A 24,321-nucleotide genomic window follows, 5' to 3' on the forward strand; every position below is an offset into this window, starting at 1 on the left:
GCTGCGTATCGGGTGACGACGGTATGTAGTCACCCGGTCATTGGTTGAAGATCTCCGGCAGGGGCTCTGCGCACTGCCGGCAGTAGCGTGCATCGGGTTCGTGTCCCTCCACGCCGCAGCGTGGGCAGCCGCGCGCATCGCGCTTCTGCTCGTGTCCGGCATCGCGCAGCGTGCTGGCCAGCTCGGCGGTATAGATGCCTGTGGGCACCGCGATGATGCTGTAGCCGATCAGGATCAGGATCGACGTGACGAAACGTCCGAGCACCGTCTGCGGCACGATATCGCCGAACCCGACCGTGGCCATCGTCACCACGGCCCAGTACATGCTGCTGGGAATGCTGGTAAAGCCGTGGTTGGGACCTTCGATGAGATACATCAAGGCACCGGCGATGATGGTGATGGTGATGACGGTGAACAGGAACAGCAGCACCTTGCGCCGGCTTCGCCACAGCGCCAGCATCAGCACGCCGCTTTCCTCGACATAGCGCGTGAGCTTGAGGATGCGGAACACCCGCAGGATGCGCAGCGCACGCACGACCAGCAGGGTCTGCGCGCCGGGGATGAAGAGGGACAGGTAGGCCGGCAGGATCGACAGCAGATCGATGATCCCCCAGATGCTGACCGCATAGCGCAGCGGGCGCTTCACCACGATCAGGCGCAGCACGTACTCGATCGAGAACAGGATCGTGAACGCCCATTCCAGCGCGTACAGCGCGGTCGCCCAGCGCAGGTGGAGGTGCTGCACGCTGTCGATCATCACCACGATCACGCTGCCGATGATGGCCAGCACCAGCAACAGGTCGAAGTTGCGCGACGGTGGCGTATCGTGCCGGTAGATGATGTCGAACCAGTAGCGACGCCAGCCGGACGCGGCGGCAGGATTGAGCTGGGGAGCAGAGAAGGGGCGCATGGTCCATTGTGCAGCACGGGTCGCGGGGCGAGAATGGGCACCTTCCGAAGCTCTCCGGACTGCCATGACCGCTGCCACCGATCCGCTGATTTCTCTTTCGCACTATTACCTGCCGGTCTACAAGCCGCGCCAGGTCGTGCTCGAGCGCGGCCAGGGCGCGCGCGTATGGGATTCGCAGGGCCGCGAGTACATCGACCTGGCCGCTGGCATCGCGGTATGTGGCCTGGGCCATAACGATCCGGACCTGGTGGCGGCATTGACCGAACAGGCCGGCAAGCTGTGGCACACCAGCAACGTGTTCTACAGCGCGCCGCCGCTGCATCTTGCCGAGGAGCTGGTGAAGGCCAGCCGCTTCGCCGAGCGCGTGTTCCTGTGCAACTCGGGTGCAGAAGCCAACGAAGTGGCCATCAAGATGGTGCGCAAGTGGGCGTCCTCGCAGGGCCGTCCGGTCGACAAACGGGTCATCGTCACGTTCCGCGGCAGTTTCCACGGCCGCACGCTGGCAGCCGTGACGGCGACAGCGCAGCCGAAGTATCAGGAAGGGTACGAGCCGCTGCCGCAGGGCTTCCGCTACGTGGACTTCAACGATGAAGTGCAGCTGGAGACCGCAATGGCCGCCGGCGACGTGGCGGCGGTGATGCTCGAGCCGGTGCAGGGCGAGGGCGGTGTGATGCCGGCCAAACCCGGGTTCCTGAAGCGGGTGCGCGACCTGTGCGACCAGCATGACGCGCTGCTGGTGCTGGATGAGATCCAGGTCGGCATGGGCCGCACCGGTACGCTGTTCGCGCATTGGCAGGATGGCGTGGTGCCGGACATGGTGACCTTGGCCAAGGCGCTGGGTGGCGGCTTCCCGATCGGCGCGATGCTGGCCGGTCCCAAGGTGGCCGACACCATGCAGTTCGGCGCGCACGGCACGACCTTTGGTGGCAATCCGTTGGCGGCCGCGGTGGCCCGCGTGGCACTGCGCAAGCTGGCGTCGCCTGAAATCGCGAGCAACGTCAGCCGCCAGTCGCACGCACTGCGCGAAGGGTTCGAGCGGATCAATGCCGAGTTCGGCGTGTTCGGCCAGGTGCGCGGGCGTGGGCTGATGCTGGGCGCGGTGTTGTCCAAGGCGCATGCAGGCCAGGCCGGGGTGATCCTGGATCACGCCGCCGAGCACGGCCTGCTGACCCTGCAGGCGGGCCCGGACGTGCTGCGCTTCGTGCCCGCGCTGAACATCACCGACGAAGAAATCGCCGAGGGCCTGAAGCGCCTGCACGCGGCGGTAGCGAGCTACATCGCCGCCCGCTGACGCGAGGTAGAGCCGACTTAAGTCGGCTGCTTCAACATCGGAGAACAGCCGACTAAAGTCGGCTCTACCCCCCGGCCCCGTCCGTCCGCGCAGCCCCGCCGCAGCCCGCGCGGCCCCCCCCGGCAGCCCCGCCGCCCGCGAAGCGCCATCCCGCGCAGCCCCCCGCGCCCCCCGCGCGGTGCCCCCCCCCATGTCCAGCGCTACGCCAGACCGTAGCGCTTGAACACACGCCCCAGGCTGCGGCCATCGTCTGCCGTCTCCGCATGCAGGCCGGCCAGGCGTGCGCCGCGCACATTGCGGAACAAATCATCGATGAACAACGTCCGCCGCGGCGTCGCTTCCACCCAATCCAAGGCACGCAGGTACACCGCCGGATCCGGCTTGCGGCCACCGAGCATCGCGCTGCACAGAATGTGACCACGCGCCCGCACACACAGCGTCGGCAGCAACTGCGCGAGCACCTCGGTCATCATCGGTCCGTTGTTGGTCAGCAGGCCGATCCGCAGCGTGGGAGGAAGGGCCAGCACGCGCTGTATCACCGCATCACACGGTCGGCTGGCCACGACGCGGGCAGCGACCCAGGTCGGGGCGTCGACGTCCGCATCCAGCGCCTTGCTCAGCCGTTGCAGGTAGCCGACGGTATCCACGTCGCCACTATCGTAAGCAGTGTCCAGCCCACCCGCCTGCAGCGCGTGCGAAACACGGAGGGCAGGCACACACAGGGCCTCGGCAAGATGGCGTATTCGCCGCGCACCGTCGTAGTCCAGCAGCACGCCGTCCACATCCAGCAGCAGCACGTCGATAAGCGGATTCATCACAGCAGCATGCCTGACTCCTGCGCGCCGCTGCGACCCCCTGTCGCAGCCACCGTCATGCCGGAGTTCCTACAATGCAGGCTGGGTAGAACGGGAGTAGACGGATGCGCAGTGCGTGGGTGTGGATCGCAGGAATGGGGGCGCTGCTGATGGCGCCGGCCGCCATGGCGCGGGTATGTGCCGTGAGCATCGACAGTACCGACCAGATGACCTTCAGCAGCCGGGAGATCAAGCTGGCGGCCGATTGCAGCGAGGTCAACCTGACCCTGCGCCACACCGGCAAGCTGGCTGCGACGGCGATGGGGCACAACTGGGTGTTGACCCGTACAGCGGATTACCAGGCAGTGGCGATGGTCGGCATGCGCGGCACCCTGGCCGACAGCTACGTGCCAAAGGCCGACGCGCGCGTACTCGCTCATACCAAGGTGATCGGCGGCGGTCAGAGCACCACCCTCCGCTTCCCCACCACGCTCCTGCGCAAGGGCGGCGACTACACCTTCTTCTGCTCCTTCCCCGGCCACTTCGCCATGATGAAAGGCAAGCTGACGTTCGGCTGATAAAAAAAGGGGACGGAGGGGATTAAGTCGCATCTGGCCCAGTTGCAGGCCGGATGCGACTTAATCCCCTCCGTCCCCTTTTTTGCTCAGGCGTTGAAGGCGATGCGGGCGGCGGCGAGGGTGGCGTCGATCACGTCGTCGTCGTGCGCGCTGGACAGGAAGCCAGCCTCATAGGCAGACGGGGCGAGGAAGACGCCCTGCTCCAACATCGCATGGAAGAAGCGGTTGAACGCGGGGATGTCGCAGGCGATCGCCTGGGCGTAGGTCTCCACCTTCTGATCGGTGAAGAACAGGCCGAACATTCCGCCGACCTGCGTGGTGGTGACGCGTACGCCAGCATCGGCTGCGGCCTGTTCCAGACCGGCACACAGGCGTGCGGCACGGGCGGACAGGTCGGCATGGAAGCCCGGTTGCTGCACCAGTTCCAGCATCGCCAGGCCGGCGGCCATCGCCACCGGGTTGCCGCTCAGCGTGCCCGCCTGATAGATCGGGCCCGACGGGGAAATCTGCTGCATCAGTTCGCGTTTGCCGCCGTAAGCACCCACCGGCATGCCGCCGCCGATGATCTTGCCGAAGGTGGTCAGGTCGGGCGTGATGCCGTAATGCGCCTGCGCGCCGCCCAGCGCCACGCGGAAGCCGGTCATCACTTCATCGAAGATCAGCACGGTGCCAAAGCGCGTGCACAGTGCACGCAGGTGCTGCAGGTAGCCCTCGCGCGGCAGGATGCAGTTGGCGTTGCCGACCACTGGCTCGATGATCAGGCCGGCAATGTGCTCGCCCTGCGTTTCAAACAACGCCGTGGCGGCATCGAAGTCGTTGTAGGGCAGTGTCAGGGTGAGCTCGCTCAGGCCGGCGGGGACGCCCGGTGAGGTCGGTACTCCCAGGGTCAGCATGCCGCTGCCGGCCTTCACCAGGAACGAATCGCCGTGGCCGTGGTAGCAGCCTTCGAACTTGACGATGCGGCTGCGGCCGGTCGCACCGCGGGCCAGCCGGATCGCGGACAGGGTGGCTTCGGTACCGGAGTTGACCATGCGCACCATCTCGCACGACGGCACCAGCCGGGTCAGGGTCTCGGCCATGGTGACTTCGGCCGCACAGGGCGCGCCGAACGACAGGCCGCTGTCGGCTGCCTTCTTCACCGCCTGGCGCACTGTCGGGTGGTTGTGGCCGACGATCATCGGGCCCCACGAGCCGACGTAGTCGATGTAGCGATTGCCATCGACGTCGTACAGATAAGCGCCATCAGCGCGCTCGACGAAGAACGGCTCGCCGCCGACCGACTTGAACGCGCGCACCGGCGAATTGACGCCGCCGGGCAGCAGCGCCTGGGCGCGGGTAAACAGGGCGTGGGACTGATCGTGGTTCATGCGCGGGAATCCTGGAAACATGCGAGGTAGGCGTGCAGGCTGGCGACCGGATCGTCGGCCTCGAACACGCTGCTGATCACGGCCACCAGCTCGGCGCCGGCGGCGATGACGGGACCGACATTGTCCGGCGTCAGCCCGCCGATCGCCACCCGCGGTACACCCAGTGCGGCGCTCTGCCGCAGCAGGTCCGGGTGTGCGCGACGGGTGGTGTGCTTGCTTCTGCTGGGATGGAAGGCGCCGAAGGCAATGTAGCTGGCGCCCGCTGCCACGGCACGTTCGGCCAGGCCCAGGTCGTCATAGCAGGAGGCGCCGATGATGGCCCGGGGGCCCAGCAGGGCGCGCGCGGCGGCAATGTCGCCGTCGTCTTCGCCGATATGCACGCCTGCAGCGCCGATGCGCTGGGCCAGCACCGCGTCATCGTTGATGATCAGCGGCACGCCATGCGCATCGCACAGGGCCTGCAGGGCGGCGGCCTGTTCGTGGCGGAGCACTGCATCGGCGGATTTGTTACGGTACTGCAGCCAGCACGCACCCGCCGCCAGCAATGGGGCGACGCGAACCAGCAGGCGCGCTGTGTCGGCTTCGTCGGGGGTGATCAGATAGACGCCGCGAGGCGCCACAGGGGCTCGGGTCATGGATGGCTACCGGTTGTGCGGCCGCAGTGGGACAATGGCCGCAGGATGCAGAGGCAAGGCCATATCTTGAAGGGTAATGTGATCTTTAAGGATAACGTGCGATGAGCGAGAGTCGCCCGAACGCGGCACGCACGTGGATGTGCGTGGTCTGCGGCTTCCTGTACCACGAAGTGGATGGCCTGCCCGAAGAGGGCATTGCCCCGGGAACGGCGTGGGACGACGTGCCGGAGGACTGGACCTGCCCGGACTGCGGCGTCGGCAAGGATGACTTCGAGATGGTCGAGATCGACTGAGCCCCGACGCGACGCTGCGCCGAACGCCCAGCCTGGCGGCGGTCAATGCAGCCGCGTGCGCGGCCCGCCCAGGTCGACCAGTTTCTCTCGTAATGCCTGGGCGTCGCCCGCGTCCGGGTTGCGCTGGACGTAGCGGCCGAGGTCGCGACGCGCACCGGCCAGGTAATCCAGTTTCAGGTACGCCAACCCGCGGTCACGCAGGGCGTCACCGCTGTCCGGCGCGAGCTTGAGCAGGCGATCCGCACTGCGGGCGGCGCGATCCCACTGATGGTTCTCGGCATAGACGCCATGCAGGTTGCGCAGCATGCGCATCAGGATCGCGCGGCTGGGGGCGGGATCCAGTATCTGCGCCAGCACCTGGTCATCGGGCAGCTGGCCGCCCAGATGCGAACTGGCGCGCTCGCGGAGCTCCTCCACGCTGAGGGGCCGGCCACCGTTGAAGGGGTCCATGACCAGCACCCCCTCGTCCATCGGCAGGCGGACCAGGAAGTGTCCTGGGAACGAAATCCCATCCAGGGTGATGCCCAGGCGGCGGGCGACTTCCATCTGCACCAGGGCGAGCGAAATGGGATTGCCCAGACGACGCTCGAACACTTCGTTGAGGTAACTGTTTCGCGGGTCGTAGTACTCGTCGTGGTCGCCGCTGAAGCCGAGCTCGTCGAACAGATGGCGGTTGATGGCGGCCATCTTCAGCGGCGCGGCGGTAATCGTGTCCACCTCCGCCTGCAGGTGCTCGACATAGCCCTGCAGGGTGGCGTCGTAGCGTGCGGGATCCAGCCCAGGATACTCATCGCGGGCGATCAGCAGGGCGGTCGGCAACAGGGGCAACGACTCGTCATCGAGTTCGGCCAGCGAATCCCAGTCGGGCAATGTCATCCAGTCCTGCATGCAGACAGACTGGAGGCATCGCCGGCAGTATTCAAGCTGCGCGGCGTGAAATCAGGCCGCGCCGCAACCGCGATTACGGGATGCCGGGACCGAACTTCAGTTCCGAGCCATCCTTGAGTTTCATCTTTTCGGCCTGCCCCGCATTGAGCTCCAGCACGTAACGTGCGGGCCCGGTGCTCGGGTACGGCGGGCACATGTCGCCCGCCGAGCAGGGCGGCACATCGCGCTGCTGACTGACCAGCCTGCGCGCGCTGTCGAAGTACAGGATGTCCAGGCCCAGCTTGGTGTTCTTCATCCAGTACGCCTGCTGTTCCTCGCGGTCATGGATGAACAGCATGCCGTGGTCCTCGGGCATGCTGTCGCGGAACATCAGGCCGCGCGCACGCGTCTCGTCGTTCTGCGCAAGCTCGACCTGGTAACGGGCACCTTCCAGTTCCACCCAGTGCTGGGGCGCGCCGGTGGCGCAGCCGGCCAAGGCAAGAAGGGGCAGCAGGAGCAGGGTACGGATCGACATTGTGTTTACCTTTTCGGGGGAGCGGGCAGGATTCACAGCACCACGGGCGGTTCACCGCCGATGATCACCACGTCGGCACGGCGCCGTGCGAACAGGCCGACGCACACCACGCCCGGCAACTGGTTGAGCTCGCGCTCAAGCTTCTCCGGATCGGTGATCTGCAGATGGTGGATGTCCAGGATCTGGTTGCCGTTGTCGGTCACCACGCCTTCGCGCCACGTCGGCTGCCCGCCGGTCATGTCGCGGATCTGCCGGGCGACCAGGCTGCGCGCCATCGGGATGACTTCCACCGGCAGCGGGAACCGGCCCAGCACGGGCACCTGCTTGCTCGGGTCGACGATGCAGATGAAGCGCTCGCTGGCCTCGGCGATGATCTTTTCGCGGGTCAGCGCGGCACCACCGCCCTTGATCAGGCACTTGCCCGGATCGCACTCGTCGGCACCATCCACATACAGCGACAGCGTGCCGGTGTGGTTGAGTTCCATCACCTCGATGCCATGCTTCCGCAACTGCGCGGTGCTCTGCTCGGAACTGGACACGGCGCCCTTGATACGGTGCTGGATACGGCCCAATGCGTCGATGAAATAGGCCACGGTAGACCCGGTGCCGACGCCGACGATCATGCCGTCTTCAACGTACTCGATGGCTTTTTCGGCGGCCAGGCGCTTGGCTTCGGACATGCGGAGAATCTCAGGAGGGGAATGGCGGGAGGGAGGCGGACAGGTCGCAGCAGGCGGGGCGGCGTCAGGCTTTCTTTTCCAGCGACAACAGCAGCTTCCACTGCGCGGCCGTCACCGGGAACACAGACAGGCGATTGCCCTTGGCGGTAAGCGGGAAGCCATCGCCGAGTTCATCGGTGTGCTGCTTTATCTCGTCCAGCGCGATCACCCGGGCCAGCTTCCGTTCGAAGGCCACGTCCACCAGCATCCAGCGCGGTTCTTCGCGGGTGCTCTTCGGGTCGTGGTAGTCCGATGTCGGATCGAACTGGGTGTCGTCGGGATAGGCGGCACTTGCCACGGTGGCCACCCCGACGATGCCGGGCACCTTGGTATTGGAGTGGTAGAACAGGATGCCGTCGCCGACGTGCATGCCGTCGCGCATGAAGTTGCGCGCCTGGTAGTTGCGTACACCATTCCACGGCTCGGTGCCGACGCGCTGCAGGTCGTCGATGGAAAAGGCGTCCGGTTCGGACTTCATCAGCCAGTAGCGCTTGCGGGCAGTCATGCGTTCACGGGGGAAGTGAAAAGGGTGGTCGCCTCGGTGCAGATGGCATCGACCTGGACGTCCCACGACGCCACCGGCAATGCATCGACCTGCTGCACGGCGAAGGCCGCGCCGACCAACCACGGCGGAGCGGGGCGATCGTGCCGGAAGGCGAAGCTGCGATCATACCAGCCGCCTCCCATGCCAAGGCGCCCACCGCCGGCATCGAAGCCCACCAAGGGCGTGACCACCAGGTCCATGTCAGCGGCTTGCAGCGTGTCGGCCGCGGCAAGGTCCGGTTCGGGTATGCCGAAGCGGTTCTGCCGCAGCGGCTGACCCGGACGCCACGGCGCGAAGCGCAGCACGTCACCGTGCAGCACGGGCAGGCAATAGGTCACTGCTTCGGGCAGTCCCACCTGCCAGCGATGCAGGGCGATCTCGCCATCCATCGCCCAGTAACCGGCGACATGGCCGTGTCGGGGCGCAAAAGGCAGGGCGAACAGGCGCTCGGCCAAGCGATCCGCCGCGTCGATGCGGACGGCAGCAGGCAGGTCGCGACGGCGCTGCCGCAGAAGGGCACGCAGGTCCTGGCGAGGATCGGTCATCGTCGGCTCGGCGGTGAGGGAATCGCCCCATTGTGCCGCGTGCCGCGCTGGAAAAAACAAAGGCGACATCCGAAGACGCCGCCTTTGTCGAATATTGCATTCTCCGCAATGACGATGCATGCGAAACGACCTTGAACCCAGGGGCTCAAGTGGGAACGCTGGGGGGCCATCGGGCTTCCCGCTACAAGGCGGACCTGCACTCCCGGCTCCGTCGCGCTCCCGGTGTCGTTCTTAAGGGACAAGGCGAATGTTTGCACATGCCGTCGTGTACCGCAGAGAACGCACCAACAGTATAGCGAGCCCACTGCGGAGGGGTAGTCCGTTCGTCGGCAACAGTGCGTACCAATTCAGAAACAGAAAAAAAGGGGACGGAGGGGATTAAGGCGCGATACGCAGTGTCAAAAACGCCTTGATCCCCTCCGTCCCCTTTTTTACTGGTCGATCGCGCGGTCGAGGCGGCGATTGAGGTCGGACAGGGTCTGCTGCAGGGCAACGGCCTGGCGGGCATTCTCGTCGCGCAGCTGCTGCAGTTCGTGGGCCAGGTTGAGGGCTGCCAGTACGGCCACGCGATCTACGCCGACCATCCGGTTGCTGCCCCGGATTTCGCGCATCTTCGCATCTAGAAGGCGCGAGGCGGCCATCAGGCTGTCGCGCTCTTCTGCGCCGACCCCCACCGTGTAATCACGGTCCAGGATGCGGACGTTGACCGGTTCTGCGCCGCTCATGTGTGCTGCTCCAGGGATTTGAGCCGGGTGATCATCGCTTCCACGCGCGAGCGGGCCTGTTCGTTCTTGGCCAGCAGGGTGGAGCGCTCGGTGGCCAGCTGTTCCTGCTGGTGGCGCAGGCTGCGGTTCTCCTCGGCAAGGCGCTGGTTGCGCTCAAGCAGCGCCTCCACCCGGGCGGCGAAGGCCTGCAACTGGTCGAAGGGGCTGGGATGGTCCATGGGCGCAAGAGTCTCAGGGGGTTTGACCACGGTCAAGCGTCGGCGCAGATAGGCTGCGAGGTGACGCGTCCCGTTCTAAACTAGCCCATCGGCGACACGAGCGGTAACGCGCAGGTCGCCCCCTTACCGAGATGAGCTTGCAGATGACCGAACTTCCTTCCGTCGACGACGTCTTCCGTGCCAGTGCCACGCTGGGCCTTGGCGCGACCCCCGCCGAACTGCATGGCGGCCTGTGTGGCTGGCTGGCTGCCGGCGGTGCGCCGGGAAATGACTGGCCGGCCCGCGTGCTGGCGGACGATGCGCTGCCTTCCGTGGCCGAAGGGAGTGCGCTGGCGCAATTGCTGGAGGCGTCGGTGAAGCAGCTGGAAGACCGCGATTTCGGCTTCGAGCTGCTGCTGACCGACAGCACGGCGACCAACGACCAGGTCGATGCCCTGTTTGGATGGGCGCGCGCCTTCCTTGGCGGATTCGGGCTGGGCTCGGGCCATAGCCGGCCGCCGTTGTCCGAAGAAGGCGAAGAAGCGCTCAACGATCTGGCCAAGCTGGCCCAGGCGTCCAGCGAGGATTTTGATAGTGACGCCGAGGACGACGAGGAAGCCCTCGCGGAAATCGAGGAGTTCATCCGCATCGCGGTGCTGCTGCTGCACGGGGACTGCGTGATGGCTGCACGCCATCGCCAGCGCCTGAACTGATGGGCGGGGCGCGCGCGGACCTTCGTCAGCGCACCGGCATCGGTGCCGCCGAATACAGGCGCCGCCGTCGCCAGTTGATGGAGATGGCGGGCGACGATGCGATCCTGGTACTGCCGGCAGCGTCGGAGAAAGTCCGCAGCCTGGATACGCATTACCCGTACCGGCAGGACTCGGATTTCTGGTACCTCAGTGGCTTCCCGGAGCCGGATGCCGTGCTGGTGCTGGTGCCCGGCCGCCGCCATGGGGAAGTGATCCTGTTCTGCCGCGAGCGCGATGCCGAACGGGAGGCATGGGACGGCGCGCGGGCCGGCCAGGAGGGCGCCGTAGCGGATTTCGGCATGGACGATGCGTTTCCGATCGACGATCTGGACGACATCCTGCCGGGCCTGCTGGAAGGGCGTTCGCGCGTCTACTACCACTTTGGCCGCGATGCGGAGTTCGACCTCAAGCTGATCGGCTGGGTGAACCGCGTGCGATCGCAGGTGCGGCACGGTGCGCAACCGCCGCACGAGTTCCTCGAACTGGGCCATCTGCTGCACGAACAGCGCCTGTTCAAATCCGCGGCGGAAGTGGCGGTGATGGACGAAGCGGCGCGGATCAGCGTGCAGGCGCACCAGGCTGCGATGCGTGTGGCGCGGCCCGGCATCCATGAGTACGAACTGCAGGCCGAGGTGGAGCGCGTGTTCCGCGCCCACGATGCCTGCCCCGCGTATTCCAGTATCGTCGGGGCCGGGCACAATGCCTGCATCCTGCATTACCGCGACAACAATGCGCGCTCACGCGATGGCGACCTGGTCCTGATCGATGCAGGTGCGGAGTATCGCAACTACGCCAGCGACATCACCCGTACGTTTCCGGTCAATGGACGCTTCAGTGCCGATCAGCGGGCGCTGCATGACCTGGTTGGTGCGGCCCAGGCTGCGGCGTTGGCGCAGGCACGGCCGGGTGTGGCGTATGAGGCGGGCCATCTGGCAGCGGTCACCGTGCTGACCGAGGGCCTGCTGCGGCTCGGGCTGTTGAAGGGAACGCTGGAGGCCAACATCGCCGAGGCGCATTACAAGCGCTTCTATCGACACAAGACCGGTCATTGGATCGGCCTGGACGTGCACGATGTCGGCGATTACCGCTTGGCTGGCGAGTCCCGCCTGTTGGAGCCGGGCATGGTGTTCACCATCGAGCCGGGGCTGTATGTGAGCGCGGACGATACGAGCGTGGACGCCCGTTGGCGCGGCATTGGCATCCGGACCGAGGATGACGTGTTGATCACCGACAACGGGCACCGGGTGCTGACCGAGGGTCTGGCACGCAGCGCGGACGAGATCGAAGCGTTCATGCAGGGATGAGGGGTTTGCCGGGGTTGCGCCCGGCGGGGGGGCTTTGAAGCCAAAGCCACAGCCACAGCTACAGCTACAGCAAAGGCAACGTCAAAGGCTGCTGGGCTGCGTGTAGGCGGGGCGGGGTGGGTTGGCGGGGGACGGCAAGGGCCGCATCCATGCGTGCCTTGTTTCGCGCCATCCATGGCGGGGTCCACGTCATCGCATTCGCGCTGCCGCTCCCACGCTTTGCTTCGCAAACCGTGGGCCCCGTCTTACCAGCACCCACACCCCGCCGCTTCGCGGCCGCCCCTGACTCAGGGGCTCCCTCCACCCGACGGGTCAACGATGCCTGCGGTAGCGCCGACCCATGGTCGGCGGAGGGTTCCCGCCAACGGCCCGCTGCGCTCGCCGACCATGGGTCGGCGCTACCGCTTTTCTTTTTTCTAATACGCGGCGGGCGGCCACGGAACCTGTCAGGGGCCGGGCGGTGGGGCTGGGCGGGGGCGTTGAGCGCCATGGATGGCGCGAAACGAGCGCTACATGGATGTACTTGTGCGCGTCCCCCGACCAGCCCCACCGTCCGGCCCATCCACGGCTTCAGCTCTAAAGCCCGCCGCGAGGGGGTCTCACCCGTTCGCTGCCGCCGCGAACTCCGGACGGGTCAGGTTGTCCGCTTCGCCGGTCGTGCACAGCACTTCGTCTTCGATGCGGATGCCGCCATACGGACGGAAGAAATCCACCCGGTTCCAGTCGATGCTGGCGCCATGACCGGCCTGCTTCACTTCGTCCAGCAGCATGTCGATGAAGTACAGGCCCGGCTCGATGGTGACGACCATGTCCGGCTCCAGTACGCGTGTCATGCGCAGGTAGGGATGACCGGCGGGGCGTTCGATGCGGCCACCGTCTTCGCCCGCCGCGAAGCCCGCGACGTCGTGCACCTGCAGCCCGATCAGGTGGCCCAGGCCATGCGGGAAGAACGCGGCGCTGACGCCGGTCTCCACGGCCGTCTGCGGCGACACGGTGATGACGCCGAAATCCTTGAGGACGCCCATCAAGGAAAGATGCGCGTCCACGTGCAACTGCTTGTAGTCCACACCTGTGCGCACCGACGCGCACATCTGCTGCTGCGCTGCGTCCACGGCGGCGATCATCGCGGCGAACTCATCGTGGCCGTGCATGGCGTAGGTGCGGGTGATGTCACTGGCATAACCGTGCGCGCTCGCGCCTGCATCGATCAGGAAGCTGCGCAGCGGCTGCGGCGCCTGCCGGCCCAGTTCGGTGTAGTGCAGGACCGCGGCGTGTTCGTTCAGCGCCACGATGTTGCCGTAGGGCAACTCGTTGGCATCCTGGCCGACGGCGGCGCAGTACGCCATGTGGATGGAGAACTCGTCGGCCCCCCCGCGGAAAGCGGCTTCTGCTGCACGATGGCCGCGCACGCCCGATACCTGCGCCTGACGCATCAGGGCGATCTCATACGGCGTCTTGTACGCGCGGTAGTAGTCCAGATAGTTGACGACGCCCGCCGGATTGTTCGGCGCCCAGTCACCCAGCGTGCTCTGCGGTTCGCCCAGCACGGCGCAGCGCGCACGGTCCTTGGGCAGCAGCGCCAGCGCCTCTTCCGGCGTACGGATGATGTGGATGTCGAAGTGGCCTGCCCACCAGCCGCTCGGTGCATCCGGCACCACATGCCAGTAGTCGAAGGGCTGGTGGAAAATCACCTTGGGACGCTCGCCCGGCGTGAACACCAACCAGCTGTTCGGCACGCGCGTCAGCGGCAACCACGCCTTGAACTGTGGATTGACGGCATACGGGTAATCGCGATCGTCGAACACCTGATAGTGCAGGGTACCGCTGGGAATCACCAGATGATCGAAACCGCCGCGGGCCAAGGCGGTCTCTGCACGTTGGCAGAGCACGGCCAGGTGGTCGGGATAGAGGACGCCGGGGTCATGCTGGATCATCGCGGTGACTCGTTGGAAAACAATCCACGATTGTGCCGCAAGCGCTGCCTGGCTGCTGTGCCGGAACCGGCGCTGGGCGTGATGGGGAGTGCCCGGCACCGCGCAAACCCCGGGCAGGACGGCGTCAGTCGGGCTGTTGACCGATCCAGCTGCGCAGCAGGTCGCGGTGTTCACGCCCCAGGGTGATGAAGCGGAAGCCCGCCCACGTCTGGCCAGCCACGTGCGCGGGATCGGCCCAGAGCAGATGAACACCCACATCGATCGGCGCACGATGTCCGTCACTGAGCGGCAGGGTGAACTGCAACTGGTAGAGGGCATCCTCGCGCAGCGGCACCGAGGCGAGCATCAGCATGCCGGTTTCCGAGACGTTGCCCAGGCGGCCGATCACCCGCTCGGTCATGCTGTCGGTCACCGGCACCAGGTCGGCGACATTGCGCCGGGGCGCGCGGCGGGTGTCCGGAGTGTCTTCGACGCCGTTCATGCGGGGTCTCCCAAGCGGTTGCCTGCAAGCGTGCGCAGTGTACGCAGCGTGGCCTGCCAGGCACGGTCGATCAGGCGGCCGTTGTCTTCCGTCACGATCCGCGCCTGCTCCAGCGCCATCAGCCGCGCCAGGGTATCCAGGGTGTACTCGGCGACCTTCTGGCCGCGTGGATTGACGAACAGCGCATGCTCGGTCACCAGGCTGTACCAGGACAGACGCTGCCGGTGCAGGTCGCCTTGCTGGTTGATCACGAACTCGAACCAGGTGCCGAAGGGCAGGGTGCGCAGTTGGCGGTAGCAGTCTTCTTCCAGAGCGCTGCGCGCAAGCGGCGCCAGACGCCGTGTGTCGTGGCCATTGGCCTGCTCGCCCAGCCGGGTGCGCGCCTTCAGGCGCGCTGTCAGTTCGGTGCGCGAGCTGCTGTCATCTTCGCCGCCCGGCGTGGACAGGCGCCGGGCGATCGCATGCGCCTCGTCCTGATGGCAGCCGATCTGCAGCACTGCGGCTTCCAGCTCCGCACACAGCAGGTCATCGGCGGCGTGTTCGCCCCCCGGTGCCTGGGACGTGATGTCCGCGATGCGCGTGGTCTGCTGCAACCGCTGCTCCCACAGTGCGGAGTCTTCGCCATGACGCAGTTGGGTCAAGGTGAGCACATCGGCCCATGCCTGGCGCAGCAGCGTCTGCACGAAGCGCGGCGGCTGGTGCTGCGCGCAGCAGTGCTCGATCAATGCGGTGGCCTGTTGGCGTGCGACCTCAAGCCGCTCCTTGCCGCGCGCCGCTTCCACATGGCGCCGCTCGGCCAGCTCGGCCTTGTGCGCGGCCGCGCGCAGGTGCTGCTGCACTTCGTCGTGGGCCGCAGCGAACACCTCCGGGTCGTCGTGGTACTGCTCCACCACCGTCTCCACGGTGCGTTCGATCTTCTGCACCAGCTGCGGATCGAGATCGTCGGCCTGCAGTCCACTCGCGCTCAGTTCGGCGATGGTGTTCAGCAGCTCGCGCGCGGGATGCTCGTCGCGCACGAAGAAGCCAGGATCGGCCAGTGCCGCGCGCGCCAACGGGACCTGCAGGCGACCCACCAGGTCATTGGTGGTCGACTGTGGCCGTTGCTCGTGGCGGATCTGCTGGAACAGCAGGCCCAGCAGGTCCAGGGTGTCACCATCCTTCACGGTCAGCGCGGCGTCGTCCCCGTGTTCGGCGCGCAGCTGCGACAGCAGGGCGGCCTGCAGGTCGGCCATGCTGTGCGAGGCCGCACCATGGGCGATGCGGGTCTGCAGCTGCATCAGGACGGCATCGACGGTCGCGCTGGGCACGGCCGTGGCCACCGGGCGTACCTGCGTGGCCGCGCTTGCCGCGCTCCCGGGTGCCGCCGCCTGCGTTGCGAGACCCGCGCTGCCCACGTCGGCTGTGTGACCGGCGTTGCCGGCATCACCCGCCGGCGCAATCGCGCCGCGTGCGCCGGCAAGCAGTTGATGCAGGGCGCTCATGGCGGGCGCGGCCAGATCCACCGACGGCGAAGGCAAGGGGGGCGGTGTCGCGGCATTGGCGGCGGACGCCGAGGGCAAGCCGGAAGTGGGCGCGGGCACAGGCGGCTCGGGCCCGGCCATGCCACCCAGCGTGTCGTGCATCATCGCCGACCATGAGCGGGTGGCACTGCTGTTGGCGCCGTTCCATGAGGTCACCGGCGTGGCGCGCGGTCGTGCCGCTGCTGCCGCGCCGGCAGTGCGGCCCGGCTGGGTCACGATGCGCCGGGTCGCCGCCGAGCGGGCGAGGTAGGGCGTGTACACCAGGCCAGGCAGCACGCCTTCGTGGCCGAGCAGCACGTTGGCACGTTCCAGGAGTTCGCCCAGACGCTCCAGTACCTGACGTTCGAAACTGCGGTACAGCGCCAGCTGCGCATCCAGCTCCAGCCCGCCTTCGTCGCCCAGTCTGCGCACGATGGCGCACAGCGTAGACGGTCCCAGCGGCACGTGCTCGGCGTCCAGTGCGGGCGCGGCTGCCAGCACCGCCATGCGCTGGCCCAGCAGCTGCAGGGCATTGGCCGAGCGCTGCAGTTCGCGGCGCATGATGTCCACCAGCACGATGTCGCGATCGATATCGACGTCATTGACCAAGGTCAGCGTGGGCATGGCCGCCCGCACGGGTTCGGCCCGTGCGGGTGCTTCGCCCGGCGGCGCAAAGAGGGCGGCGAATGCTTGGGCCAGCTGCTCCAGGAAACGCTGGCTGAAGCCCTCGGAGAAAGGGTGGATCTGCCGTGCCTGGGCGAGCAGGTCGGCCTGCACCTGGCCATTGCGGGCGCGTTCTGCATCCCGCAGCAGCTCATGCTCCAGCTCCACCACGGTAAGGGTCAGCGGTGCGGTCAGGGACTGCCGGGCAAGACCCAACAACGCGCCGAGCAGCCGGCGCACGCGTGGAGGTGCGTCGACCGCGGCAAAGCGCGCGGCGTCCCCGGGCATCGGCGGCGGCGAGGCTGACATGATGGTGGACGTCCGTTTTCCCCTGGTCGGGCTCGGAATCTACCCTGTCGGCCGGTGCGGCGCTACTCGCCCAGGAACAGCTCCACCACGTCATTGGTGAAGCGGCGGCCCAGTTCGGTCGGGCGCAGCAGGGCGTCGGCAGGGCGGTGATCGTGGTGATCGGCGCAGGCGTCGTCCGCGCAGGTGCCCGCGACCTCGCCCGCTGCCGGATCCACGATCTCCAGCCAGCCGCGCTGCACGGCCTGCTGCAGCGGACCGTCGAGCGCGCTGCGCGACAGCCCGGTGCGCGATTCGAAATCACGCAGGGTGAAGCCCTCATGCAGACGCAGCAGGTTCAACATGTACTCGAAGGGCAGGCGAGCGGCGGCAATGACGTCGTCGCCGCCGATCCCCGCTGTGCTGCCGGCGGTCTCCATGAAGGTCTGCGGATGCTTGGGTTTCCAGCGACGCAGCACCTGCTGTTCCGCGCCGGAGCTGATCTTGCCGTGCGCGCCGGCGCCGATGCCCAGGTAATCGCCAAACCGCCAGTAGTTGAGGTTGTGTGCGCTCTGTCGGCCAGGTCGCGCATACGCGCTCACTTCGTACTGCTCGAAGCCGGCCTGTGCCAGCAGGGACTGGCAATGCTCCTGCATGTCCCAGGCGCTGTCTTCGTCCGGGATGCCCTGCGGCGGGCGGGCGAAGAACACGGTGTTCGGTTCCAGGGTCAGCTGGTAGTGCGACATGTGCGCCGGCTGCAGGGCGAAGGCACGGTGCAGATCATGCTCCGCGCCGGCCAGGGTCTGCCCGGGCAGCGCGTACATCAGGTCGATGTTGAGGTTGTCGAAGCCGGCGTCCTGCGCCATCTTCACCGCGCGCTCGGCCTCGGCACTGTCGTGGATACGCCCGAGCCGCTTCAGCGCGTCATCGTCGAAGGTCTGGATGCCGAAGCTGAGGCGGTTCACGCCGGCCGCGCGGTAACCATCGAAACGCCCGTGCTCGGCGGTGCCGGGATTGGTTTCCAGGGTGATTTCGGCGTTGGGGGCAAAGCGCAGGCGCGCCGACGCCTGTTGCAGGAACCGGTCGATCGCTTCGGCGGGGAACAGGCTGGGCGTGCCGCCGCCGAAGAACACGCTGTGCACCACGCGGCCCCACACCAGCGGCAGGTCCTGGTCGAGGTCGCGGATCAACGCATCGATATAGGCATCGAAGGGCAACGCGCCCTTGGCCTGGTGCGAGTTGAAATCGCAGTACGGGCATTTGCGCACACACCAGGGCAGGTGCACATACAGCGACAGCGGCGGCGGAATCAGGGCAGGCAGCATAGGGGCAGGCATGGGCGCTTCGCTTACAGGACGATCGAAGACAGTCGCTGCTTCAGTTGCTGCAGCGCCAGCGCGCGGTGGCTGAGGGTGTTCTTCAGCGCCGGCTCCATTTCCGCTGCGGTCAGGCCGTGGCGGGGGTCCAGGAACACCGGGTTGTAACCGAAGCCGTTGCTGCCGCGCGGCGCGTCCAGGATCAGGCCTTCCCAGCGGCCTTCGCAGATAAGCGGCTGCGGGTCGGTGGCATGGCGCAGCAGCACGATCACCGCGAAGAACCGCGCGGTGCGCTGGCTGGCCGGCACGTCACTCAGGTCGGCCAGCAGCTTGGCGTTGTTGGCAGCATCGTCAGTCGGGCTACCGGCGTAGCGTGCGCTGTACAGGCCAGGGGCACCGCCCAAGGCATCAACGATCAGGCCCGAATCATCGGCCAGCGCCGGCATGCCACTGGCCTGGCAGGCGGCGCGTGCCTTGATCAGCGCGTTCTCGACGAACGTCAGGCCGGTTTCCGGCACATCGCCTACGCCCGCTGCGGCTGCCGAGACGATCTGCAGCGGCAGGTCAGCCAGCATCGCCTGCATTTCCTTCAACTTGCCGGCGTTGTGGCTGGCCAGTACCAGGCGCCCGTTCACGGCGTCCTTCATGCGCGCAGCTCCAGCAGATCCCAGGTGTTGCCGTACAGGTCGCGGAATACGGCGACCGTGGCGTAGGACTCCTGCCGCGGCGCTTCAAGGAACTCGACGCCCGCCGCACGCATCGCGGCATGGTCGCGTGCGAAATCATCGGTCTCCAGGAAGAAGGCAACGCGGCCACCGGCCTGGTCGCCGATGCGCGAGGCCTGCACGTCACTGCTGGCGCGGGCCAGCAGCAGGCCGGCCCCGCCGTCGGCGGCTGGCGCCACCACCACCCAGCGCTTGCCGGCGCCCTGGTCGATGTCCTGCTGCAGCTGGAAGCCCAGCGCGCTGGTGAACCAGGCGATGGCGCGGTCGTAGTCATCGACCAGATAGGTGGTCAGGGCCAGCCGACGCTTCATGCCGACAGCGCCGCCTGCTGGGCGGCGAGCAGTTCGCCCACGCCCTTGTCGGCCAGCGCCAGCAGCGCGTCCAGCTCGTCGCGGCGGAAGGCGTGGCCTTCGGCCGTGCCCTGCAGCTCGATGAAGCCGCCGCCATCGTTCATCACCACGTTCATGTCGGTGTCGCAATCGCTGTCTTCGGCGTAATCCAGGTCCAGCACCGGGGTGCCGCGGTAGACGCCGACCGACACCGCTGCGACGGCACCGATGATCGGGTTGCGCTTGATGTCGCCGCGCTTCATCAGCAGGTTCACCGCGTCGGCCAGGGCGACGTAAGCGCCGGTGATGGCCGCGGTGCGGGTGCCGCCGTCGGCCTGCAGCACGTCGCAATCCAGGGTGATGGTGCGCTCGCCCAGTGCATTGCGGTCCACGCAGGCGCGCAGGCTGCGGCCGATCAGACGCTGGATTTCCAGCGTGCGGCCGCCCTGCTTGCCACGCGCCGCTTCACGGTCGCTGCGGGTGTGGGTTGCGCGCGGCAGCATGCCGTATTCGGCGGTGACCCAGCCTTCGCCCTTTCCGCGCAGGAAACCCGGTACGCGGTTCTCCACCGTGGCGGTGCACAGCACGCGGGTTTCGCCGAAGCACACCAGCACCGAACCTTCGGCATGGCGGGTGAAGCCGCGCTGCAGGGTGACAGTGCGCATCTGGTCGGGCTGGCGGCCACTGGGGCGGGTATTGGACATGGCGGGGTACCGTTGGAGCGGGAAGAACGCGTCCACGCCCGCACCCTGATCGGGGCAGGCAGGGAGGCTCGAAAGAAGCCGCTAGGGTACCATTCCCTCTTTGCAAGCATCTGGAAATCCCATGATCCGAAGCATGACCGCCTACGCTGGCGGCGAGCGCGCCACCGATTGGGGCACGCTGGGCTGCGAGCTGCGTTCGGTGAACCACCGCTTCCTTGAAGTCGGTACCCGCCTGCCGGAAGAGCTGCGCGCGCTGGAACCGCAGCTGCGCGAGCGGATTGCCGCCCGCCTGAGCCGTGGCAAGCTGGACCTGGTCATGCGGCTGCGCACGCCGGAGGCGTCATCCAGCCTGCAGGTCAACGATGCGCTGCTGGGCCAGCTGGGCCAGCTCGCGCACCGGCTTACCTCGGATTTCCCGAACCTGCAGGTCAACTTCACCGAGCTGCTGCAGCTGCCGGGCGTGCTGCAGGGCGAAGCCGCCGATGCCGCCGTGTTGCAGGCCGAGGCGCTGTCCCTGCTGGATCACGTGCTGGATGGCTTCGTCGCTGCCCGCGAACGCGAGGGTGACACGCTGTCCACCGCGATCAGCGAGCGCGTGGACGCCATCGACCGCGTCGCCGCCGAGGTCCGCACCCTGATCCCGGCCATCCGCGAAGGGCAGCGTGCCAAGCTGGCCGCGCGCCTGGCCGACCTGCCGCATCCGGTCGATCCCGGCCGTGCCGAGCAGGAGCTGGTGATGTGGTTGCAGAAGCTGGACGTGGACGAGGAACTGGACCGCCTGTCCAGCCATATCGTGGAGATCCGCCGCGTGCTGAAGCAGCGCGAGCCGGTGGGCCGTCGCCTCGACTTCCTGTTGCAGGAGTTCAACCGTGAAGCCAATACGCTCGGCTCCAAGTCCGTCGACAGCCGCACCAGCAACGCGGCGGTGGAACTGAAAGTGCTGATCGACCAGATCCGCGAACAGGTGCAGAACATCGAATGAGCAGCCTGTCGATCCTTCCGTCGGCCACGCCTGCGCGCGGCACGCTGTACATCGTGGCGGCGCCTTCCGGTGCCGGCAAGAGCAGCATCGTCAACGCCACCCTGGCACGTGATCCGCAGATCGCGCTGTCCATTTCCTTCACTTCGCGCGCGGCACGGCCGGGCGAGATCAATGGCGAGCACTACCATTTCGTCAGTGCAGAGCGGTTCGAAGAGATGATCGCCGATGGCGATTTCTTCGAGCATGCCTGGGTGCATGGGGACTGGAAGGGCACGGCCCGGCAGTCGGTGGAGCCGCAGCTGGCGGCTGGCCAGGATGTGCTGCTGGAGATCGACTGGCAGGGTGCACAGCAGGTGCGCCAGCTGGTGCCGGGCACGGTCACCGTGTTCATCCTGCCGCCGTCGAAGCAGGCACTGCAGGACCGCATGCGCAAGCGGGGGCAGGACAGCGAGGCGGTGATCACCCAGCGGCTGTCAGCGGCGCGCGAGGAAATGCTGCACTTCAACGACTTTGACTACGTCATCGTCAACGAGGTGTTCGATACTGCGGTCAATGAGTTGTGTGCCATTTTCACCGCCAGCCGCCTGCGCCGGGAGGCACAGAAGGTGCGTCATGGCGGCCTGATCCAGGCGCTGTTGACCGCGGATGCGGGCGCAACTGACTGATTGCAAAAGGATCATCCAGGGGCTGGCTTGATTTCGCCTAGTCGCTGCGGTTACACTCCGTCCCCTTTCCCTCATTCGACTGAGCGGCCTGACGGTCGCCGGGAGCCCGTATGGCCCGCATTACCGTAGAAGATTGCCTGGAAGTCGTGAACAACCGTTTCGAGTTGGTCATGATGGCGTCCAAGCGCGCTCGCCAGCTCGCCAATGGCGTGCCGGCCACGCTGGACAACAGCGAAACCGAAGACAAGCCGACCGTGTTGGCGCTGCGCGAGATCGCAGCCCGCAAGATCGACAACGCGCTGATCGACGAAGTCGAGAAGTCCGAGCGTGAGCGTGCTGAGCGTGAAGCGCTGGAATGGGCCGCCGCTGAAGTGGTTGCCGACGAAGACATGTCCAAGAACGACGACTGAGCTGCATCCGTCGCTTCAGGTCAGACACGAAACAGCCCGCCGCAAGCGGGCTGTTTCGCATTCAGGATTTGCTGAAAACGCGACGCTGGCATAGGCTTCGGCCATGAACCCAGGCCCCACTGCCAAGGTAGCCGCGCCCCCGCGCGCGGATGTACCCGACTATGTCCTTCAGCTTGAGCGCGCTGCGCGTTACCTGCCGCCGGAGCAGCTGCCGTTGCTGCGTCGCGCTTGGGAGGTCGGCGCCGCTGCGCATGCGGGGCAGACCCGCAAGTCCGGCGAACCCTACATCACCCATCCGGTGGCGGTGGCGCAGGTGCTGGCCGAGCTGGGCCTGGACATGGAAGCGCTGATCGCGGCGATCCTGCACGACACGATTGAAGATACCCCGCTGACCCGGGAAGAGCTGGCCGCAGAGTTTGGCGAGCCGGTCGCCGAGCTGGTGGACGGGGTCACCAAGCTGGACAAGCTGAAGTTCCGCGACCGCCAGGAAGCGGCGGCCGAGAGCTTCCGCAAGATGCTGCTGGCGATGTCGCGCGATCTGCGCGTGATCATGATCAAGCTGGCCGACCGCCTGCACAACATGCGTACCCTGGGTGCGCAGAGCAGCGAGGCGCGTGGCCGCATCGCCCGCGAGACGCTGGAGATCTACGCGCCCATCGCACAGCGGCTGGGCATGAGCCTGGTCAAGAGCGAACTGCAGAACCTGGGTTTCAAGGCGTTGTACCCCTGGCGCCACGCGATCCTGGAAAAACACATCCGCAGCCAGCCGGTGGTGCGCCGCGAGGCGATGGCGCAGGTGGAAGTGCAGCTCAGTCAGCGGCTGGCGAAGGAAGGGCTCGAGCATCGGCTGGTCAGCCGGATCAAGACCCCGTGGAGCATCTACAACAAGATGCACGACGAGAACAAATCCTTCGATCAGGTCATGGACGTCTTCGGCTTCCGCCTGGTGGTGCGCAGCGTGCCGAATGCATACCACGCGCTTGGCGCCGTGCACGCTGCCTTCAAGCCCCTCGACGGGCGCTTCCGCGATTTCATCGCGATCCCCAAGGCGAATGGCTACCAGTCGCTGCATACCGTGCTGTTCGGGCCGTACGGGTCGCCGATCGAGGTGCAGATCCGCACCGAGGAAATGGACCTGATCGCCGAGCGCGGCGTGGCGGCGCACTGGACCTACAAGTTCGGCGGCGACACGCCCAACAGTGCACAGAGCCGTGCGCATGCGTGGATCGTCGAGCTGATCGACTCGCAGCGCGCCGCGGGCAGTTCGCTGGAATTCCTCGACAACGTGAAAGTCGACCTGTTCCCTGACGAGGTCTATCTGTTCACGCCGAAGGGCAAGATCATGGCGCTGCCGCGCAACGCCACCGCGCTGGATTTCGCCTACGGCGTGCATACCGACGTCGGCAATACGGCCGTCGCCTCGCGGGTGGACAAGAAACTGGTGCCGCTGCGGACCAAGCTGGTCAGTGGCCAGACAGTGGAAATTATCACCGCCCGCTCGGCCACGCCGAAACCGCAGTGGCTGGAGTTCGTGGTGACCAGCAAGGCGCGGACTGCCATCCGCCACCAGCTGAAACAGCTGGAGCACGAAGATGCCGTGCAGCTGGGCCATCGCATGCTGGATCGCGCGCTGGAAGCCATGGACTCTTCGTTGGAGCGGTTGCCGAAGGGGCGCCTCGATGCGTTCCTCGCCGAGCACCGGTTCCCGCGTCTGGAAGCCTTGCTGGCCGAAGTCGCACTGGGCAACTGGATGCCGAACCAGGCGGCGCAGGCGCTGATGGCCTATGCCGAACTGCGCGGTGGTGCCCGCCATCATTCGCAGGAAAAGATCCTGATCAATGGCAGCGAGCGCGGCGTGGTGACGTTCGCCAACTGCTGCCAACCGATTCCCGGCGATGAAATCATGGGGTATCACACCGCCGGCAAGGGCATCGTGGTGCACCGCATGGACTGCCCGAACCTGGCCGAGCTGCGCAAGTCGCCGGAGCGCTGGGTGCCGATAGGCTGGGATTCGTCGGTGTCCGGCGACTACGACACCTCGCTGGTGGTCGAGGTCGAAAACGGAACCGGCGTGCTGGCACAGCTGGCAGCAGCGATCGCGCACAGCCAGTCCAACATCGAGCGCGTCGACTACCTGGATCGCGATTTCAACGCCGCGGTGTTGGCCTTCAACGTGCAGGTCCGCGACCGCAACCACCTGGCCGAAGTGATGCGCCGCCTGCGCCGGCTGTCGGTGGTGCAATCGGTCCGCCGCCAATAGGTCGCGGGCTGC

The 24,321-nt window shown here is 66.8% G+C and carries 27 protein-coding genes and 1 other RNA gene; 9 read left to right on the forward strand and 19 right to left on the reverse strand.

Annotated elements, in window-relative coordinates; translation table 11 throughout:
• Positions 1-37: 37 nt before the first annotated feature.
• A complete protein-coding gene (locus tag ABRP17_RS12475; protein ID WP_188326268.1) occupies positions 38-910 on the reverse strand; it encodes an ion transporter in 873 nt (290 codons plus the stop codon).
• Between the two features lie 64 nt (positions 911-974).
• Between ABRP17_RS12475 and ABRP17_RS12480 the strand changes: the two genes are divergently transcribed.
• Positions 975-2,201, forward strand: coding sequence for an acetylornithine transaminase (locus ABRP17_RS12480; protein ID WP_188326269.1), 1,227 nt, complete (start codon positions 975-977; stop codon positions 2,199-2,201).
• Between the two features lie 200 nt (positions 2,202-2,401).
• Here ABRP17_RS12480 and ABRP17_RS12485 read toward each other — a convergent pair whose 3' ends face one another.
• Positions 2,402-3,016 (reverse strand): HAD-IA family hydrolase, encoded by a 615-nt coding sequence (locus ABRP17_RS12485; protein ID WP_349986335.1) that lies wholly within the window; start codon positions 3,014-3,016, stop codon positions 2,402-2,404.
• Between the two features lie 104 nt (positions 3,017-3,120).
• Here ABRP17_RS12485 and azu point away from each other — a divergent pair, with 104 nt between their 5' ends.
• Positions 3,121-3,573, forward strand: a complete 453-nt coding sequence (gene azu / locus ABRP17_RS12490; RefSeq protein WP_223202983.1) for an azurin — start codon at positions 3,121-3,123, stop codon at positions 3,571-3,573.
• 86 nt (positions 3,574-3,659) lie between these two features.
• Here azu and hemL read toward each other — a convergent pair whose 3' ends face one another.
• Complete coding sequence (gene hemL / locus ABRP17_RS12495; protein ID WP_349986336.1) at positions 3,660-4,940, reverse strand: glutamate-1-semialdehyde 2,1-aminomutase; 1,281 nt, start codon at positions 4,938-4,940, stop codon at positions 3,660-3,662.
• Complete coding sequence (thiE, locus tag ABRP17_RS12500; RefSeq protein ID WP_192094036.1) at positions 4,937-5,575, reverse strand: thiamine phosphate synthase; 639 nt, start codon at positions 5,573-5,575, stop codon at positions 4,937-4,939. The genes hemL and thiE overlap by 4 nt, the downstream gene beginning before the upstream one ends.
• 101 nt (positions 5,576-5,676) lie before the next feature.
• Between thiE and ABRP17_RS12505 the strand changes: the two genes are divergently transcribed.
• Entirely contained in the window at positions 5,677-5,868 is a 192-nt protein-coding gene (locus ABRP17_RS12505; protein ID WP_188326273.1) for a rubredoxin, read from the forward strand.
• Positions 5,869-5,910: 42 nt separating this feature from the next.
• Here ABRP17_RS12505 and ABRP17_RS12510 read toward each other — a convergent pair whose 3' ends face one another.
• The 8 genes from ABRP17_RS12510 to ABRP17_RS12545 form a co-directional block, all read right to left on the reverse strand.
• Complete coding sequence (locus tag ABRP17_RS12510) at positions 5,911-6,756, reverse strand: SirB1 family protein (RefSeq protein ID WP_188326274.1); 846 nt, start codon at positions 6,754-6,756, stop codon at positions 5,911-5,913.
• A gap of 73 nt (positions 6,757-6,829) precedes the next feature.
• On the reverse strand, positions 6,830-7,270 hold the full coding sequence (locus ABRP17_RS12515; protein ID WP_188326275.1) for a DUF192 domain-containing protein: 441 nt from the start codon (positions 7,268-7,270) through the stop codon (positions 6,830-6,832).
• 32 nt (positions 7,271-7,302) lie between these two features.
• Complete coding sequence (rpiA, locus tag ABRP17_RS12520) at positions 7,303-7,950, reverse strand: ribose-5-phosphate isomerase RpiA (RefSeq protein WP_188326276.1); 648 nt, start codon at positions 7,948-7,950, stop codon at positions 7,303-7,305.
• A gap of 64 nt (positions 7,951-8,014) precedes the next feature.
• Entirely contained in the window at positions 8,015-8,494 is a 480-nt protein-coding gene (locus tag ABRP17_RS12525; protein ID WP_349986337.1) for an EVE domain-containing protein, read from the reverse strand.
• Positions 8,491-9,078: a 5-formyltetrahydrofolate cyclo-ligase gene (locus tag ABRP17_RS12530; RefSeq protein ID WP_349986338.1), complete on the reverse strand. Its 588-nt coding sequence runs from the start codon at positions 9,076-9,078 to the stop codon at positions 8,491-8,493. Before ABRP17_RS12530 ends, ABRP17_RS12525 begins: the two co-directional genes overlap by 4 nt.
• Positions 9,079-9,174: 96 nt before the next feature.
• A non-coding RNA gene (ssrS, locus tag ABRP17_RS12535) (6S RNA) lies at positions 9,175-9,360 on the reverse strand.
• Positions 9,361-9,509: 149 nt separating this feature from the next.
• Positions 9,510-9,803 carry a cell division protein ZapA gene (locus ABRP17_RS12540; protein ID WP_188326279.1) on the reverse strand — a complete coding sequence of 98 codons (294 nt, stop codon included), beginning with the start codon at positions 9,801-9,803 and terminating at the stop codon, positions 9,510-9,512.
• Positions 9,800-10,021 (reverse strand): TIGR02449 family protein, encoded by a 222-nt coding sequence (locus tag ABRP17_RS12545; RefSeq protein ID WP_188326280.1) that lies wholly within the window; start codon positions 10,019-10,021, stop codon positions 9,800-9,802. The genes ABRP17_RS12540 and ABRP17_RS12545 overlap by 4 nt, the downstream gene beginning before the upstream one ends.
• 143 nt (positions 10,022-10,164) lie before the next feature.
• On the opposite strand from ABRP17_RS12545, the gene ABRP17_RS12550 reads away from it, so the two are divergent.
• Both ABRP17_RS12550 and ABRP17_RS12555 read left to right on the forward strand, forming a co-directional pair.
• Positions 10,165-10,713 (forward strand): UPF0149 family protein, encoded by a 549-nt coding sequence (locus ABRP17_RS12550; RefSeq protein WP_188326281.1) that lies wholly within the window; start codon positions 10,165-10,167, stop codon positions 10,711-10,713.
• On the forward strand, positions 10,713-12,056 hold the full coding sequence (locus tag ABRP17_RS12555) for an aminopeptidase P N-terminal domain-containing protein (protein WP_349986340.1): 1,344 nt from the start codon (positions 10,713-10,715) through the stop codon (positions 12,054-12,056). The genes ABRP17_RS12550 and ABRP17_RS12555 overlap by 1 nt, the downstream gene beginning before the upstream one ends.
• Positions 12,057-12,655: 599 nt before the next feature.
• Here the strand turns inward: ABRP17_RS12555 and pepQ are convergent.
• The 7 genes from pepQ to rph form a co-directional block, all read right to left on the reverse strand.
• On the reverse strand, positions 12,656-13,990 hold the full coding sequence (gene pepQ, locus ABRP17_RS12560) for a Xaa-Pro dipeptidase (protein WP_349986189.1): 1,335 nt from the start codon (positions 13,988-13,990) through the stop codon (positions 12,656-12,658).
• Positions 13,991-14,114: 124 nt separating this feature from the next.
• On the reverse strand, positions 14,115-14,471 hold the full coding sequence (locus ABRP17_RS12565; RefSeq protein WP_188326284.1) for a PilZ domain-containing protein: 357 nt from the start codon (positions 14,469-14,471) through the stop codon (positions 14,115-14,117).
• The gene (locus ABRP17_RS12570; protein ID WP_349986188.1) at positions 14,468-16,942 is read right to left on the reverse strand and encodes a DUF1631 family protein; all 2,475 of its coding nucleotides are present in this window, start codon (positions 16,940-16,942) and stop codon (positions 14,468-14,470) included. Before ABRP17_RS12570 ends, ABRP17_RS12565 begins: the two co-directional genes overlap by 4 nt.
• Before the next feature lie 62 nt (positions 16,943-17,004).
• Complete coding sequence (gene hemW / locus ABRP17_RS12575; protein WP_349986193.1) at positions 17,005-18,240, reverse strand: radical SAM family heme chaperone HemW; 1,236 nt, start codon at positions 18,238-18,240, stop codon at positions 17,005-17,007.
• Positions 18,241-18,266: 26 nt separating this feature from the next.
• Complete coding sequence (rdgB, locus tag ABRP17_RS12580) at positions 18,267-18,881, reverse strand: RdgB/HAM1 family non-canonical purine NTP pyrophosphatase (protein ID WP_349986186.1); 615 nt, start codon at positions 18,879-18,881, stop codon at positions 18,267-18,269.
• Positions 18,878-19,270, reverse strand: coding sequence for a VOC family protein (locus tag ABRP17_RS12585; RefSeq protein WP_188326287.1), 393 nt, complete (start codon positions 19,268-19,270; stop codon positions 18,878-18,880). The genes rdgB and ABRP17_RS12585 overlap by 4 nt, the downstream gene beginning before the upstream one ends.
• Entirely contained in the window at positions 19,267-19,992 is a 726-nt protein-coding gene (rph, locus tag ABRP17_RS12590; protein ID WP_188326288.1) for a ribonuclease PH, read from the reverse strand. Before rph ends, ABRP17_RS12585 begins: the two co-directional genes overlap by 4 nt.
• A gap of 121 nt (positions 19,993-20,113) precedes the next feature.
• Here rph and ABRP17_RS12595 point away from each other — a divergent pair, with 121 nt between their 5' ends.
• The 4 genes from ABRP17_RS12595 (at position 20,114) to ABRP17_RS12610 (ending at position 24,309) form a co-directional block, all read left to right on the forward strand.
• Positions 20,114-20,974 (forward strand): YicC/YloC family endoribonuclease, encoded by an 861-nt coding sequence (locus ABRP17_RS12595; protein ID WP_349986185.1) that lies wholly within the window; start codon positions 20,114-20,116, stop codon positions 20,972-20,974.
• Positions 20,971-21,639, forward strand: coding sequence for a guanylate kinase (gene gmk, locus ABRP17_RS12600; protein WP_349986183.1), 669 nt, complete (start codon positions 20,971-20,973; stop codon positions 21,637-21,639). Before ABRP17_RS12595 ends, gmk begins: the two co-directional genes overlap by 4 nt.
• A 110-nt stretch (positions 21,640-21,749) precedes the next feature.
• Positions 21,750-22,049 carry a DNA-directed RNA polymerase subunit omega gene (gene rpoZ, locus ABRP17_RS12605; protein ID WP_188326291.1) on the forward strand — a complete coding sequence of 100 codons (300 nt, stop codon included), beginning with the start codon at positions 21,750-21,752 and terminating at the stop codon, positions 22,047-22,049.
• A 103-nt stretch (positions 22,050-22,152) separates the two neighbouring features.
• Entirely contained in the window at positions 22,153-24,309 is a 2,157-nt protein-coding gene (locus ABRP17_RS12610) for a bifunctional (p)ppGpp synthetase/guanosine-3',5'-bis(diphosphate) 3'-pyrophosphohydrolase (RefSeq protein ID WP_349986182.1), read from the forward strand.
• Positions 24,310-24,321: the final 12 nt, after the last annotated feature.

Origin of the sequence: Stenotrophomonas sp. WHRI 8082 (assembly GCF_040223995.2) — a bacterium.
Lineage (GTDB): Bacteria > Pseudomonadota > Gammaproteobacteria > Xanthomonadales > Xanthomonadaceae > Stenotrophomonas.

Coding starts and splice junctions, on each gene's coding strand:
- ABRP17_RS12555 (WP_349986340.1), top strand. CDS start 10,713: ATGGGCGGGGCGCGCGCGGACCTTCGTCAGCGCACCGGCATCGGTGCC.
- ABRP17_RS12510 (WP_188326274.1), bottom strand. CDS start 6,756: ATGCAGGACTGGATGACATTGCCCGACTGGGATTCGCTGGCCGAACTC.
- rph (WP_188326288.1), bottom strand. CDS start 19,992: ATGTCCAATACCCGCCCCAGTGGCCGCCAGCCCGACCAGATGCGCACT.
- rdgB (WP_349986186.1), bottom strand. CDS start 18,881: ATGAAGGACGCCGTGAACGGGCGCCTGGTACTGGCCAGCCACAACGCC.
- thiE (WP_192094036.1), bottom strand. CDS start 5,575: ATGACCCGAGCCCCTGTGGCGCCTCGCGGCGTCTATCTGATCACCCCC.
- ABRP17_RS12475 (WP_188326268.1), bottom strand. CDS start 910: ATGCGCCCCTTCTCTGCTCCCCAGCTCAATCCTGCCGCCGCGTCCGGC.
- ABRP17_RS12585 (WP_188326287.1), bottom strand. CDS start 19,270: ATGAAGCGTCGGCTGGCCCTGACCACCTATCTGGTCGATGACTACGAC.
- rpoZ (WP_188326291.1), top strand. CDS start 21,750: ATGGCCCGCATTACCGTAGAAGATTGCCTGGAAGTCGTGAACAACCGT.
- ABRP17_RS12540 (WP_188326279.1), bottom strand. CDS start 9,803: ATGAGCGGCGCAGAACCGGTCAACGTCCGCATCCTGGACCGTGATTAC.
- ABRP17_RS12565 (WP_188326284.1), bottom strand. CDS start 14,471: ATGAACGGCGTCGAAGACACTCCGGACACCCGCCGCGCGCCCCGGCGC.
- ABRP17_RS12485 (WP_349986335.1), bottom strand. CDS start 3,016: ATGAATCCGCTTATCGACGTGCTGCTGCTGGATGTGGACGGCGTGCTG.
- ABRP17_RS12515 (WP_188326275.1), bottom strand. CDS start 7,270: ATGTCGATCCGTACCCTGCTCCTGCTGCCCCTTCTTGCCTTGGCCGGC.
- pepQ (WP_349986189.1), bottom strand. CDS start 13,990: ATGATCCAGCATGACCCCGGCGTCCTCTATCCCGACCACCTGGCCGTG.
- ABRP17_RS12480 (WP_188326269.1), top strand. CDS start 975: ATGACCGCTGCCACCGATCCGCTGATTTCTCTTTCGCACTATTACCTG.
- ABRP17_RS12525 (WP_349986337.1), bottom strand. CDS start 8,494: ATGACTGCCCGCAAGCGCTACTGGCTGATGAAGTCCGAACCGGACGCC.
- gmk (WP_349986183.1), top strand. CDS start 20,971: ATGAGCAGCCTGTCGATCCTTCCGTCGGCCACGCCTGCGCGCGGCACG.
- rpiA (WP_188326276.1), bottom strand. CDS start 7,950: ATGTCCGAAGCCAAGCGCCTGGCCGCCGAAAAAGCCATCGAGTACGTT.
- azu (WP_223202983.1), top strand. CDS start 3,121: ATGCGCAGTGCGTGGGTGTGGATCGCAGGAATGGGGGCGCTGCTGATG.
- ABRP17_RS12530 (WP_349986338.1), bottom strand. CDS start 9,078: ATGACCGATCCTCGCCAGGACCTGCGTGCCCTTCTGCGGCAGCGCCGT.
- hemL (WP_349986336.1), bottom strand. CDS start 4,940: ATGAACCACGATCAGTCCCACGCCCTGTTTACCCGCGCCCAGGCGCTG.
- ABRP17_RS12595 (WP_349986185.1), top strand. CDS start 20,114: ATGATCCGAAGCATGACCGCCTACGCTGGCGGCGAGCGCGCCACCGAT.
- ABRP17_RS12545 (WP_188326280.1), bottom strand. CDS start 10,021: ATGGACCATCCCAGCCCCTTCGACCAGTTGCAGGCCTTCGCCGCCCGG.
- ABRP17_RS12570 (WP_349986188.1), bottom strand. CDS start 16,942: ATGTCAGCCTCGCCGCCGCCGATGCCCGGGGACGCCGCGCGCTTTGCC.
- ABRP17_RS12550 (WP_188326281.1), top strand. CDS start 10,165: ATGACCGAACTTCCTTCCGTCGACGACGTCTTCCGTGCCAGTGCCACG.
- ABRP17_RS12505 (WP_188326273.1), top strand. CDS start 5,677: ATGAGCGAGAGTCGCCCGAACGCGGCACGCACGTGGATGTGCGTGGTC.
- ABRP17_RS12610 (WP_349986182.1), top strand. CDS start 22,153: ATGAACCCAGGCCCCACTGCCAAGGTAGCCGCGCCCCCGCGCGCGGAT.